The 12873-nt window shown below is 50.7% G+C and carries 11 protein-coding genes; 5 read left to right on the top strand and 6 right to left on the bottom strand.

The features are described from left to right. Positions 1 to 84: 84 nt before the first annotated feature. Positions 85 to 393: an ArsR/SmtB family transcription factor gene (locus tag OCU43_RS12565; protein WP_091355677.1), complete on the bottom strand. Its 309-nt coding sequence runs from the start codon at positions 391 to 393 to the stop codon at positions 85 to 87. Positions 394 to 600: 207 nt separating this feature from the next. On the opposite strand from OCU43_RS12565, the gene OCU43_RS12560 reads away from it, so the two are divergent. From OCU43_RS12560 to OCU43_RS12550, 3 genes are read left to right on the top strand one after another with little or no spacing between them, the layout of a single operon-like run. After that, on the top strand, positions 601 to 3159 hold the full coding sequence (locus OCU43_RS12560) for an efflux RND transporter permease subunit (protein WP_091355675.1): 2559 nt from the start codon (positions 601 to 603) through the stop codon (positions 3157 to 3159). After that, entirely contained in the window at positions 3152 to 3958 is an 807-nt protein-coding gene (locus OCU43_RS12555; protein ID WP_091355671.1) for an outer membrane lipoprotein-sorting protein, read from the top strand. Before OCU43_RS12560 ends, OCU43_RS12555 begins: the two co-directional genes overlap by 8 nt. Positions 3959 to 3996: 38 nt before the next feature. Then, positions 3997 to 5334 carry a DUF1302 family protein gene (locus OCU43_RS12550; protein ID WP_245756517.1) on the top strand — a complete coding sequence of 446 codons (1338 nt, stop codon included), beginning with the start codon at positions 3997 to 3999 and terminating at the stop codon, positions 5332 to 5334. A gap of 67 nt (positions 5335 to 5401) precedes the next feature. Here the strand turns inward: OCU43_RS12550 and OCU43_RS12545 are convergent, their stop codons facing one another. The 3 genes from OCU43_RS12545 to OCU43_RS12535 all read right to left on the bottom strand — a co-directional run bounded on the left by OCU43_RS12545 (position 5402) and on the right by OCU43_RS12535 (position 7951). After that, complete coding sequence (locus OCU43_RS12545) at positions 5402 to 5959, bottom strand: DUF5610 domain-containing protein (protein WP_091355669.1); 558 nt, start codon at positions 5957 to 5959, stop codon at positions 5402 to 5404. A 117-nt stretch (positions 5960 to 6076) separates the two neighbouring features. Beyond that, positions 6077 to 7354, bottom strand: a complete 1278-nt coding sequence (locus OCU43_RS12540; protein ID WP_091355667.1) for a GGDEF domain-containing protein — start codon at positions 7352 to 7354, stop codon at positions 6077 to 6079. A gap of 192 nt (positions 7355 to 7546) precedes the next feature. Continuing rightward, positions 7547 to 7951, bottom strand: coding sequence for a YgaP family membrane protein (locus OCU43_RS12535; RefSeq protein ID WP_091355662.1), 405 nt, complete (start codon positions 7949 to 7951; stop codon positions 7547 to 7549). Positions 7952 to 8190: 239 nt separating this feature from the next. Here OCU43_RS12535 and OCU43_RS12530 point away from each other — a divergent pair, with 239 nt between their 5' ends. Beyond that, positions 8191 to 9126 carry a universal stress protein gene (locus OCU43_RS12530; protein ID WP_091355659.1) on the top strand — a complete coding sequence of 312 codons (936 nt, stop codon included), beginning with the start codon at positions 8191 to 8193 and terminating at the stop codon, positions 9124 to 9126. A 107-nt stretch (positions 9127 to 9233) separates the two neighbouring features. Here the strand turns inward: OCU43_RS12530 and xthA are convergent, their stop codons facing one another. Beyond that, the gene (gene xthA, locus OCU43_RS12525) at positions 9234 to 10043 is read right to left on the bottom strand and encodes an exodeoxyribonuclease III (protein WP_091355656.1); all 810 of its coding nucleotides are present in this window, start codon (positions 10041 to 10043) and stop codon (positions 9234 to 9236) included. A gap of 230 nt (positions 10044 to 10273) precedes the next feature. On the opposite strand from xthA, the gene gorA reads away from it, so the two are divergent. Further along, on the top strand, positions 10274 to 11629 hold the full coding sequence (gene gorA / locus OCU43_RS12520; protein ID WP_091355654.1) for a glutathione-disulfide reductase: 1356 nt from the start codon (positions 10274 to 10276) through the stop codon (positions 11627 to 11629). 60 nt (positions 11630 to 11689) lie between these two features. Here the strand turns inward: gorA and OCU43_RS12515 are convergent, their stop codons facing one another. Further along, on the bottom strand, positions 11690 to 12703 hold the full coding sequence (locus tag OCU43_RS12515) for a GGDEF domain-containing protein (RefSeq protein ID WP_091355651.1): 1014 nt from the start codon (positions 12701 to 12703) through the stop codon (positions 11690 to 11692). Positions 12704 to 12873 lie beyond the last annotated feature (170 nt).

The raw sequence follows: 12873 nt of genomic DNA, 5'->3' as shown, positions 1-12873 counted from the left end.
TTTTTGTTAAGCGCTGATCTTCAGGGCTTTTGTTCCGGACTTATGTTCGGGCTTATGTTCCGGGCTTTACCTCAGTTTTTTACTTCAGACGGTAGGGCAGAACATCTCATGCAGTGTGTGAATAATCCGGGTGGCAGTATCGCCAGAGAGTGAGTAGTAGATTGTCTGAGACTCCCGTCGGGTGCTCACCAGGCCATCTTTACGCAGCACTGCCAGATGCTGTGACAAAGCTGACTGACTCAGATCCAGGCAGTGGTTGAGTTCGCTGACTGAAAGCTCTTTACCATCCAGGTAGCAAAGAATCAGCAAGCGACTCTCGTTCCCCAGCGCTTTCATCAGTTTAGCGGCTTTACTGGAGTTCACTTTCATCATGGCCAGTGTTTCCGGTGTCATCTGCTGGGATGCTGTATTCAATCTGTCCTCCGCTTTTTATTATTCTGCAGGTCATATAAAACGCTCTCATTGCCCTACAATGTAGGGGTTATTTTACTTTAGTGGCTATTAATTCGCAATTTACTAATGTAGTACTTTTAAATATTAGTATATGCTAATATACTAATCAAACAATAGCTTTAACTATAAGTAAAACAGGACTAACAGATGCTGCAAACGACACTGGTTAATCTATCAATGAATCGCCCCAGGTGGGTGTTCTTCGGGGTGTTACTGCTGACCGTGATAGCCGGTTTGCAGATTCCGTCTATCAAGGTGGATACGGATCCTGAGAATATGTTGCCCGCTGATAATGCTGCCCGGGTGTTTCATGATCATGTGAAAGAGCGTTTCGGACTGCACGACATGATTGTTGTCGGTGTGGTGAATGACTCGGCTGGGGGCATCTATAATCAGCAGAGTTTGTCTGAACTGCAGCAACTGTCAGATGCTATCGTACAGATGGATGGTGTTGTCAGCCAGGACCTGATGTCGCTGGACCGTGTCGATAATATCAGCCAGGAGGGGCCGGGGACGATCCGTTTCGAGTGGATGATGAAACAGGTGCCCACCGATCAGGCCGGTATCGATCAGATCCGCACCTCGGTTGAACGCTTACCCTTGCTGAACAACACGTTGGTCTCGGGTGACGGCAAGGCGGCGGGTATCTATATCCCGATTACGCAAAAATCTGAGAGTTATCGTATTTCCGGACTGATTCAGACAGAGATCAGCAAACTCAGCGGTAACAATCAGTATTACATCTCCGGTTTACCGGTCGCGGAAGATACCTTTGGCGTTGAGATGTTTATCCAGATGGCGATCTCTGCGCCGCTGGCGGGCCTGATGATCTTTATCCTGATGTGGGTATTTTTCCGCAGCTTTCTGCTGATCACCGCTCCAATGCTGGTGGCGATGGGATCGGTGATTATTACCATGGGGCTGCTGATCGGTCAGGGTTATACCGTCCATATTATGAGTTCGATGATTCCGATCTTCCTGATGCCGATTGCGGTGGTCGACTCAGTGCATATTTTGTCTGAGTTTGCGGACCGTTATCGTCCGGGGGAAGACCCCAAAGTAGCGTTGAAAGAGGTATTGGGGCATCTGTTTACGCCTATGCTATACACCTCTGTCACCTCTGCCGTGGGTTTCGCTTCGCTGGCCTTCACGCCGATCCCGCCGGTACAGATCTTCGGTCTGCATGTGGCATTCGGTATTATGCTGGCGTTTGTGCTTACTATTACGCTGGTGCCGGCGTATATCATCAGCCTGTCACCCAAGCGGATGGCGCAGATGAAGGACCATAATATTGATGAGGACGATAACTCGTTCCTGGGGCGTTTACTGATCTTCACAGGGCGTTTTTCAATCGCCCGGGCCAAAGGCCTGTTAGTCCTGTTTGTGCTGATTGTGGTGGGCAGTGCCTATGGTGTGGCGCAGATTCAGATTAACGATAACCCGGTACGCTGGTTTAAACCCGATCACCCTCTGCGTGTGGCTGACCGGGTGATGAACCATCATTTCCCCGGAACCTATAATGCTTTTCTGGTGTTGGATAAGACCGGTGATCTGCGCAGCGGACTGGAGCAATCCTTGCAGACCCGGGCTGCGAAAGAGGGGGTTGAGCTACAGCAAAAACTGGATAGCGTTACTGCTGAAAGCTTCATCGAATATACCAATGCACTGATCAACCTGTTCGATCAGCTCAGTTATGACGACAGTGATCATGAAACCCTGTGGCTTGATCTTCTGGATATGACTGAAAAGGCTCAGATAAACAGTAAGTATTTTCTGACACCTGATGCAATGACATATCTGGATGGACTGCAAACCTTCCTTGATGACTCTGAATATGTGGGTAAGAGTAATGGCCTGCCAACGTTGTTGAAAACGGTTTATCGTGAGCTTCAGGGCGGGGCGGCAGACCAGTATCGTCTGCCATCGACCGCTGCGGCGGCGGCACAGACCGTTTTGAGCTTCCAGGGGTCGCACCGTCCCAACGACCTGTGGCATATGGTGACACCGGATTATCGTTCGACCGTTTTGTGGTTGCAGTTAAGTAGTGGCGATAACCAGGATATGAACCGGGTGCTGAAATTGGTCGATGGCTATGTTGCGGATCATCCGTTGCCGGAAGGGGTTAAACTCAACTGGGCGGGCCTTACCTACATTAACGTTGTCTGGCAGGATGAAATGGTGAATGGCATGTTAAACAGCCTGATGGGGGCATTCTTCATGGTGCTGCTGATCATGATCCTGCTGTTCCGTTCAGTCAAAATAGGCCTGCTGTCGATGTTGCCGCTGACGGTGACGATTCTCTTTATCTACGGTCTGATCGGGCTGTCAGGTAAGGACTATGATATGCCGATTGCGGTGTTGTCGGCACTGACCCTGGGGTTGTCGGTGGATTTTGCGATCCACTTTCTGGAACGTACCCGGGCGATCTATCGTGAGTGTGGCAGTTGGGAGCAGACCGTCGCGGAGGTTTATAAAGGGCCTTCCCGGGCGATCAGCCGTAACGCGGTGGTGGTCGCTATTGGCTTCACCCCTTTGCTGTTTGCCCCGCTGGTTCCTTACATTACCGTCGGTTTCTTCCTGGCAACCATCATGGCCGTGTCCGCTGTTGTCACCGTCATGTTGCTGCCAGCGGTGATGGAAATGATTAAAGACAAAGATAGTTTGTTTGGCGTCAAGCCAGGCATAAAGGAGAGTATCCATGATTAAGCAACTGTTTACCTCACTGGTAGTAGGCCTGACCCTGAGCGTTTCAGCACCGTTGTATGCAGCAGATCTGAGCGACGTTAATGAGATAGTCAATCAGGCAAACCTGGCGGCTTATTATCAGGGTGCAGATGGTCGTTCAGAAGCACGGATGCTGATTGAGGACTCTCAGGGACGGCAACAACAACGGCAGTTTACTATCCTCCGAAGAGATCATGAAGATGGTGGGGATCAGCAGTTTCTGGTTGCCTTCAGCCGGCCAGCGGATGTCCGGGGTACGGTTTTCCTGGTAGAGAAACATGCCGGTACCGATGATGATCGCTGGCTCTATCTTCCCGGTCTGGATCTGGTAAAGCGGATCTCTGCTGGCGACAAACGCACCAGCTTTGTCGGCTCTAACTATTTTTATGAAGATGTGTCCGGCCGCAATCCCGAGGAGGATAATCATCAACTGCTTGAAACCACCGCCGAGTTCTATGTGCTGGACAATACCCCTAAGGACCCTGGTTCGGTTGAGTTCAGTCATTATCGGGTGTGGATCGATAAGGTCAGCATGCTGCCGATGAAAATTGAGTATTACGATACCAGTGATAAGCTGTATCGTCGTGTTGAGGTTCTGGCAACTGAACAGGTTCAGGGGTTTCCTACGGTGACTAAATCACGGGTCAGCGATCTGGTGAGTGGTGCCAGTACCACAATGGAGTTTCGTTTTATCCGTTATGATCTGGGTATGGATAGCTCGGTCTTTACTGAACGCTCTCTGCGCAATCCGCCACGTCAGTGGCTTAAGCGTCCAGAGTAACAACGAGGGTGGTGATTAACGTGCAGGATAATTCAGTTTTGAAACCAACGGTACTGATGATCGCTCTGCTGGCTGCGGCACCTGTTGTCGCGGCCCAGCAGGAGACTTCTCCGGCAGCCAGTGATAGTGAACAGGGCTGGGGTAACGATAGCTGGAGTGATGATAGCTGGGCTGAACCGAAAAACACCCGTAACTGGCATGGTTTCATTGAGGGTGGGTTGGGCAACCGGCTGAGTTATGACCCCGCCCTCAATGACCGTTTTGCACCCGTCGATGATGCGACATTAGCGGATCTGCGTTTACGCCTGGAAACCACCGGTTATGTGGGCAATGATCGTTATACGTTGAAAGCGGATCTGTATGCTGATGGTGTTGATCAGGGACTGAGGGGGGATCTGCGTGAGGCGTCCTATACCCTGACTCCGATTGATCGCACCGACCTGAAACTGGGACAGCAGGTGCTCACCTGGGGAACCGGTGATCTGTTGTTTCTCAATGATCTGTTTCCGAAGGACTGGCAGTCATTTTTCTCTGGTCGGGATACCGAGTATCTGAAAGCCCCGGTGCTGGCAGCGAAAGCCAGCTATTATGGCGAGTCTGCCAGCCTTGATCTGGTATGGATGCCGGACTATACCTCGGACCGCTATATTAACGGTGAGCGTTTCTCATGGTTCTCGCCGCAGGCCGGACAGAACGTCGCAGCGCCGGTGGGACGAATTGATGCCGATGAACCCGCTAACAGTTTTAATAATGGCGAGTTTGCTGCCCGGCTGTCGGGCTCTGTCGATAGTACCGAGTGGGCGCTGTATGGCTATCGGGGATTTCAGAAGCAACCCAATGCTCTGGACAGCTCAGGAAATCCTGTATTTACCCGTCTGAATGTCCTCGGCGCCAGCGTGAGGGGGAACCTCGGTTCCGGGTTAGCCAATGCGGAGGTGGCTCTGCACCTGGCCGAGGATAGTGATGGCAGCGATCCCTATAAACCCAATAGTCAGTTTCGACTGTTACTCGGGTATGAGCGGGAAATGCTGCCGAAACTGACGCTGGGATTGCAGTATTATCTGGAACAAACCCTCGATTATGATGCACTTGTGGCGGCATCCCCATCGCCCTATAACCCGGAAGAGTATCGTTATCTTTATACCACCCGGCTGAGCTATCGGATGTGGCAGGATAATCTGGTCTGGTCGATGTTTGTTTTCTACTCCCCCAGTGATGACGACCACTATGTCCGGCCATCGGTCAACTATCGCTATAGTGATACTCTGAGCTTTGATCTGGGGGCGAATATCTTCGGTGGCGAAAAGTCGCATACTTTTTTCGGCCAGTTTGATAACGCCAGTAATATTTATGGCCGGGTGCGATACGCTTTCTAACTGGACATAACGATAAAAAACCGGGCATTGCCCGGTTTTTTTAGCTTAACGCTGAATAGTGTTTCTATCAGCCGGGTTGCTCTGCGTCATCAGCTGCTGCCGGGTCCGGATTGAGCAGTGTATCCATCAATGTGCTCAGTTTCTCCTGCACCAGATCATAGGTGGTATCAATATTTGCAGCGATATCCCCCTGAAGCACTTGCAGGCCATCAAGAATTTCCCGGGCATCGGCAAATCCCTGATCGATACCGCCCGAAATCAGTTTAACGAAGCTTTTTACCTGAGTCTGGTAATCCATCTCCGGGTGCTGATCCTGATAGCTGCTGAAGAAGTTCGCGCTGAGCGCAACAATGCGTTCAGCGGTTGCCGCCGGGCTAACGTCCACACCTGAATCATAGGCCTGTTGAATGGCTGAAGGGCCAAGATCAGCTTCAAGCACTTTGTTTAACTCAGTAACCGCGGTGCGATACAGAAGTGCCAGTGAATCGTTTCCTGAAGAGATACTGACATCCAGAGAGGCCTGCAGAATGGCCTGATTCTGTACTGACTTCTGTGTTGCCGCGGTTTCTTCCGTCGGTTTATTGCGCTCAGCCGCCGACTGACCCTGTATAGAACTGATCTCCATATCATCTCCTTAGCTTGTGTTGCAGGAACTTACTTGACGAGCTTTAAGTTTAGTAATGCCCGTGTTTCATGCAAGGTTATCGGCTGCCAGCGGCGTTATATGCGTGAAAGTTTTTCATCAGGAAGAGGTTTTGCGTGCGCGCGGTTGTGCGATATGACTGGCAACCGAACGGTTACGCCCCTGTTGTTTTGCCAGGTAGAGTGCTTCGTCCGCCTGTTTAATAACCGCCTGACTGTCTTTGTGTTGAGGGGTCTTTTCGCACAGTCCGATACTGATGGTCACTTCGGTGGTACCCTCTGGCCGGTTGGAGCGGTTGCGTTGCTGACGGCCCTTTTTTTCATCTCCAGGGCGATTTTTATCCCGTATCCGCATCGGATAAGCGGCAATGGTATTGCGTACTTTCTCGGCAATCTCGATTGCGCTGACTTCATCCATCCCTTTAAAAACGATAGTGAACTCCTCGCCCCCATAGCGAAAGACGGATGCGCCCCGGGCCGCTTGCTTCATCTGACTGGCGACCATTCTCAATACCTGATCCCCCACATCATGACCATATGTGTCGTTGAATTTCTTGAAATGGTCGATATCAACCATTCCCAGGGTGTAACGACGGCCAGCACTGCGCAGGGTATTTTCCAGTGCCCGACGCCCAGGCAATCCGGTTAATTCATCGATGAATGCCATACTGTATGAGTTAAATAGTACGGTAAACAGGATCAGTATTAATCCCAGTGTGCAACTGAGCACTGAGACGGATGTTTCGCCGAACAGCGCCAGCATCGCGGCAATGGCCAGGGTGATGATGACCAGGCAGGCATCTGCCAGAGTAGCTCTGAACCACAGAATCACCAGCCCCAGCAGGGTGGTGACGGCGAACAGGTATACCGCCCACTGGCTGAGCAGATAGGGATCAGAAAACATCTGAATCAAACCCACCGGCAAGGCACTGAACCAGGCAGAAAGCAGATGGTTTTGTGCGGCTAACCAGAAAAACAGATAACCACTGATAATCACGGGCAGGTGTCTTAGCAGCCAGCGACTGCTTAACCCCCGCTCAGGAATAAAGTTGATAAAAAGCTGCAGCAGCGGGAACAGCAGGCTCAGACCACTGAATAAAACAAAATTAGCGGGCTGACTGAGGCTGGTTTGAAGCTGGTTCTGAATCAACAGGAACAGGCACAACAGGTTGATCGTTGTCAGTAGTAAACGTCCCTGATTGAAACTGATGCAGAGAATGATGGCCAGCCCGCCCAGCAATGGTGGCATGTAGTTGAGAAGCTGCTGCTGGATAATATTAAGGTCGTGAAGCTGACTATGAATCACCGGTGCAAGCAGCATTAAGAAGATGCCTGGCAGCATCAATTTAATCATTTTCTGCAGATTGTAACGCGGCACCCGGTGCTCTCCTTCAGATCAGTACCGCTATCCTATCATGGTGAGAGACAGATGAACTGCAACCCATTGCGTTGCAGTTACCGGTTTGGGTAATGAGTTTGTTGTTGCAGGGTTGAGCCGGGAGAGAAATAGCAGATATAAAAAATGCCGCGCTGGGCGGCATTTATTGCGATGCTTAGTCAGATCTGTGCTTTACACCGCTTTTTTAAATCCCAGCAGTGATGCAACAGTGAATGCGGGACACCAGCCGCTAAAGGCCGACTGCAGCAGGCTGGCACCGACCACTGCTGTGATGTACAGCACCCATTGTGGCGCGGCGAAAAACATAAAGGCACTAACGGTAATCAGCACCGCTGCGCCAGCGATAATATGGACTCCCTGATGAACACTCATCCCGGTGGCGCAGGTTTGCTCTTTCAGCTTTAACATGCGAAATACCGTTATTGCCGGGCACCACTTGGTGAAGCCTGACTGAAGCAGGTTAAGGCCGACAAAGCCGGTGAGGTAATACCAGGCCGGGTTAACATAGGTTCCCAGGGCCAGGCTGATAAGAATTACAGAACCCGCCAGCAGGCGCAGAGCAGCATTAAGAGTCATGGAGTTAGCCTCATTGTTAATTCATGTGTCATAGCGGAGCAAGACATTTTGTATATTATATATTAGTAATATCTAATATGAAAGTTCTCAACTGATAGATGGCCACTGAAGGTCACAGGTCAGTATTCGTAGTCTGGTGGGGACGTGGTATTGCATATTTGCGGCAGATCAAATTATTGTATTGGCAAAATAGCGAGGCTGGCTCATGCTTAAAGGGTCACCAGTGAGGAGGATCTGTTGTGGATATTGGCAAAATTCTGGTCAATCTTGAGCATGGTAAAGATAGCAGCCTGATTCTGGAAAAAGCGCTCCGGCTGGCGGAGGGGAGTGGTGCTAAAGTGGAACTGTTCTGCTGCTGTTATAACGCATCACTGCGTAACAGCTATCTGCTCGATAAGGAGTCGCTGCTCAGAGCGGAACATGGTTATATGCATCGGGTCGAAGCCGAGCTGGAACAGCTGACCGGGCCCTTTGAAGAGCTGAACATTGAGATCGATCTTGACCTCTGCTGGCAACGCCATAAAGCTGAGGCGGTGGTACGAAAGGTGTTACGCTTTCAGCCCGATATTGTGCTTCATCCGATAGAGCAACACAGCCGTCTGGGGCACTATATTTTTGATCAGAGCGACTGGCAGCTGATCCGCGAGTGTCCCGTTCCGTTGTTACTGGTTAAGCAGAAAGCCTGGTCTGATGGTGGGCATGTGGCGGCAGCGGTGGACCCATTTCATGAATGCGACACTCCTGGAGTGTTAGATGTATCTATACTGGAGTGGGCGCGGCGCATGGTGCAGACCCTGGAAGGGGATCTGAAAGTGATGCACAGTTTTAATGTATTGCCTCACTCCGCTATTTTTGATGAGCATCTGGTGACCGATTTTGAAGGGATGCAGCGCAAGGTCAGGGCCGAACATGTGGCGGCACTGGGGGCGTTGCTGGAACCTTACGGGCTGACGACAGATAGCCCTGCGGTGACCCTGAAAGAGAAAGAGACCCATCAGGCGATTCTTGAATACGTAGATGAAGCACATATCGATATTCTGGTAGTAGGGGCTGTGGCGAGGGGATTACTGGACCGGATACTGGTGGGCAGCACTATTGAGCGGATTCTGGATCAGCTACATGCTGACCTGCTGGTGGTTAAACCGCCAGAGTTTGTCAGCTCTATTACCGAGTAAATATTAAGTCTGCCGCTAGCGAGGTAAACCCAGGACGCAGATGGAGGCATGCTGGTCAGGGCATGCCTCTGTTCAGAAAGACCTATTCAAATTAAAGCCGGTTGCTGTTAACTGAACTCCGCCCAGATCGGCGCATGGTCAGAAGGTTTCTCCATACCCCGGATATCATAGTCAATATTGGCATCGGTGCAGCGAAGGTAGAGTGATTCGGTGGCGAGTACCGCGTCGATACGCAGTCCCCGTTTGGGCTCCGCTTCGAAGCCGCGGCTGCGATAGTCAAACCAGCTGAACAGGTTATCAGTGTCTGGGTGGATCTTACGAAAAGTATCTTTCAGTCCCCAGCCCAGCAGGCGGGCCAGCCACTGACGCTCCTCCGGCTGGAAACTGGTTTTACCTGTTTTTAGCCAGCGTTTGCGGTTCACTTCACCGATACCGATATCGATATCCTCCGGAGAGATATTCAGATCGCCCATCACTACCAGCGGCTGAGAGGGATCACACTGTTGTTCCAGATAGTTCTGCAGATCGTTATAGTATTTGCGTTTGGCCGGGTATTTGGTTTCGTGGGCAATATTTTCCCCCTGAGGGAAATAGCCATTGAGCACTTTAATCCGCACCCCTTCGATATCGTATTCGCCGATGATCATCCGCTTTTGCGCCTCATCGTCGTCGTCGGGAAACCCTTTTTCCAGTCTGACCGGCGGTAACTTTGAAATCAGGCAAACGCCGTAGTGACCTTTCTGTCCGTGGTATTCAACATGATAGCCCAGTGCGCGGATCATCTCTTCAGGAAACTCCTCATCATGAACCTTGGTTTCCTGAATACCGATAACATCGGGCTGGTGCTTATCTATCAGCGCTTTAATCTGGTGAGGGCGGGCGCGCAGGCCATTGGTGTTAAACGAGATCAGTTTCATGATAAACCTAAAGACTATCTGATAAAGAGGAGTAGTGAGGCGCTTAACTTAACCTTCGCCCGGGCAAAGTGCAAATGTGACTGATTGAAAAACCCTATTACCGGTTTTGCCTATCTTTATTGGCATCCTAAGAGCACAACAGGTAGATTATGGCGCATAGTTTTATCTGACCGATCAGGTTTTCGGTTCAGTCTGTTTAGTTAATTGTTATCAGTGTTAAGGGGAATCCTGTGGCAGAGTTTGATTTTGACCTGTTTGTAATCGGTGCCGGTTCCGGTGGTGTGCGGGCTGGACGCATGGCAGCAGCAATGGGTGTCCGGGTGGGAATGGCCGAAGACCGTTATCTGGGCGGCACCTGTGTCAATGTTGGCTGCGTGCCAAAGAAACTGTTTGTCTATGGCTCCCATTTCAGTGAAGAGTTTGAAAATGCCGCAGGGTTTGGCTGGACGGTTGGGAAGTCCTCCTTTGACTGGCCAACCCTGAGAGATAATAAAACCAAAGAGATTGAACGGCTTAACGGAATTTACCGCAATATGTTGGTGAATTCCGGCGTCAATCTGCTGGATGGCCGGGCGCGAATCACCGGACCCAATACTGTTGAAGTGTCTGGCACACAGTACAGTGCTGAGCGTATTCTCATTGCTACCGGTGGCTGGCCCTATGTGCCGGAGTTTCCTGGCAACGAGCATGTGATCAGTTCCAATGAGGTATTCTATCTTGATCAGTTCCCCAAGCGGGCTATCGTGGTCGGCGGTGGTTATATCGCGGTTGAATTTGCCGGAATATTCGCCGGTCTTGGCGCTGAAACCTCGCTGATCTATCGTGGTGATCTGTTCCTGCGGGGCTTCGATCAGGAAGTCAGGGAGTTTACCGCCGACGAGGTGGCGAAGAAGAATATCAGTCTGCGCTTTAATAACAACATCGAAAAGATTGAGAAGCAGGCCGATGGCTCATTGCTGGCGTATCTGACCGATGGTTCAACGCTGGAAGCAGATACCATTATGTATGCCACTGGCCGGGTGCCTAATGTGATGGATCTGGGGCTGGAAAATATCAGTGTGGAACAGAAATCTAATGGGGCGATTGTTGTTAACGATCAGTTCCAGACCGCTGAACCGTCAGTCTATGCAATCGGTGACGTGATCGATCGGGTGCAGCTGACCCCTGTGGCACTGGCAGAAGGGATGGCGTTGGTGCGTAACCTGTATGCGGGTAAAAATCAGCAGGTTGATTATGATCTGATCGCCACAGCCGTGTTCTGTCAGCCCAATATTGGCACCGTTGGCTTATCCGAAGAAAAAAGTCGTGAACTCTATGACAATGTCGATGTCTATAAGTCTACGTTCAGAGCAATGAAGCATACGATTAGCGGCAGTGACGAAAAAACCTTTATGAAAATGCTGGTTGATCGTGACACCGATAAGGTGCTGGGGGTGCATATGGTTGGCCCCGATGCTGGCGAGATTATTCAGGGCATAGCTGTTGCTCTGAAAGCTGGCGCCACTAAAGCGGTGTTTGATTCCACTATTGGTATCCATCCGACTGCTGCCGAAGAGTTTGTAACAATGCGCGAACCAGCGAGTTAAGTGACCTTCATCGACTATTGCCCCGGCTGCTTGCAGACCGGGGATTTTTTTGTCTGCGAATTAATTTGCCAGTTGGACGTTATTGCGGCCCGCTTCCTTGGCCCGGTAAAGCGCGGCGTCAGCCCGGGCAATCAGATTTTCCGGTGTCTCGTCTGCCGCTAACCGGGCAACCCCAAAGGAGGCAGTAACCGAGCTGATAATCTCACCACTTTTCTTCTGTTTGATGCGGATGGCGGCAACTTTCTTACGTACTTTCTCTGCCAGTTTACAGGCATCAGGTTCTTTGATGCCGGGGAGTAGCATGGAAAACTCTTCACCGCCAAAGCGTACCGGAAGCAGAGGCTCTGAACACTCCTCTTTGATCAGTCTGGCCACATACTGCAGCACCTTATCACCCATCTGGTGGCCGTAGGTATCGTTAAACTTCTTGAAAAAATCGATATCCACCATAATCAGAGAAACATCTGGATGGGGTAGGGCTGCCAGTTGGCTGATCTCTGTATCAAATACTCTGCGGTTATACAGGCCGGTGAGCGGGTCGACCGTGGCCTCCTGTCGGGACTCGTGCAACTCTTTTTTCAGTTTGCTGATCTCGGCCTGGGCCTCATCAATTTTTTTCTGGAACTGGCGGGTGCTTTCGCTGATGGTTTCGGTATTGATGGTCAGGTTCTGGATGATTGTCTCCAGCCCCTCATCATCGTTTCTGTCTTTGAGTGCCGCCAGACTCTCCTGCAGTACTTCGTTATAGGCTTCGGTATCCTGAACGGTTGAAGAGGCTGAGCTTTCCAGATCCCCCATAACCGATAGCAGCGCCTGCTGAAACGTTGCGGCGTTATCAGCCTCATCCTTGATCAGAAAATCGCGGAACAACAGTTCACTGATTCTGTTTGGGCAGCAGCCATAGATCTCCAGCATTTTATCCATCTGCTGGTTGAGCGCCGGGATCGCTCCGGAAACATAAGCGTACCAGAGTGCGTAGTTTAAGGGAGTAGGGGGGGTGCTACTCTTGACCATCAGTGGAATCGCCTGGCGAAGATACTCTGTGGCTTGCTGGGGGTTATCTGCGAACTTCATAGAACCTTTTTCCTATTTCGCGAGACTGGATTCGAACGCGACAAAGAATAACATTATTTTTTCTATGGGTAGACCATTTGCTGTTCAACTTTATGCTGATTTGGAACAATTGTTTGAAAATAATGCTACACGCTGATTTATATGACTAATTGTTCATTGATTCAAGCCCG

Origin of the sequence: Amphritea atlantica (assembly GCF_024347255.1) — a bacterium.
GTDB classification, from domain to species: Bacteria; Pseudomonadota; Gammaproteobacteria; order Pseudomonadales; family Balneatricaceae; genus Amphritea; species Amphritea atlantica.
This window is presented reverse-complemented; position numbering and strand designations above follow the sequence as displayed.

Excerpts from the sequence above, each read along its gene's own strand:
- OCU43_RS12565 (WP_091355677.1), bottom strand. The coding sequence starts at position 393 with ATGACACCGGAAACACTGGCCATGATGAAAGTGAACTCCAGTAAAGCC.
- OCU43_RS12560 (WP_091355675.1), top strand. The coding sequence starts at position 601 with ATGCTGCAAACGACACTGGTTAATCTATCAATGAATCGCCCCAGGTGG.
- OCU43_RS12555 (WP_091355671.1), top strand. The coding sequence starts at position 3,152 with ATGATTAAGCAACTGTTTACCTCACTGGTAGTAGGCCTGACCCTGAGC.
- OCU43_RS12545 (WP_091355669.1), bottom strand. The coding sequence starts at position 5,959 with ATGGAGATCAGTTCTATACAGGGTCAGTCGGCGGCTGAGCGCAATAAA.
- OCU43_RS12535 (WP_091355662.1), bottom strand. The coding sequence starts at position 7,951 with ATGACTCTTAATGCTGCTCTGCGCCTGCTGGCGGGTTCTGTAATTCTT.
- xthA (WP_091355656.1), bottom strand. The coding sequence starts at position 10,043 with ATGAAACTGATCTCGTTTAACACCAATGGCCTGCGCGCCCGCCCTCAC.
- OCU43_RS12515 (WP_091355651.1), bottom strand. The coding sequence starts at position 12,703 with ATGAAGTTCGCAGATAACCCCCAGCAAGCCACAGAGTATCTTCGCCAG.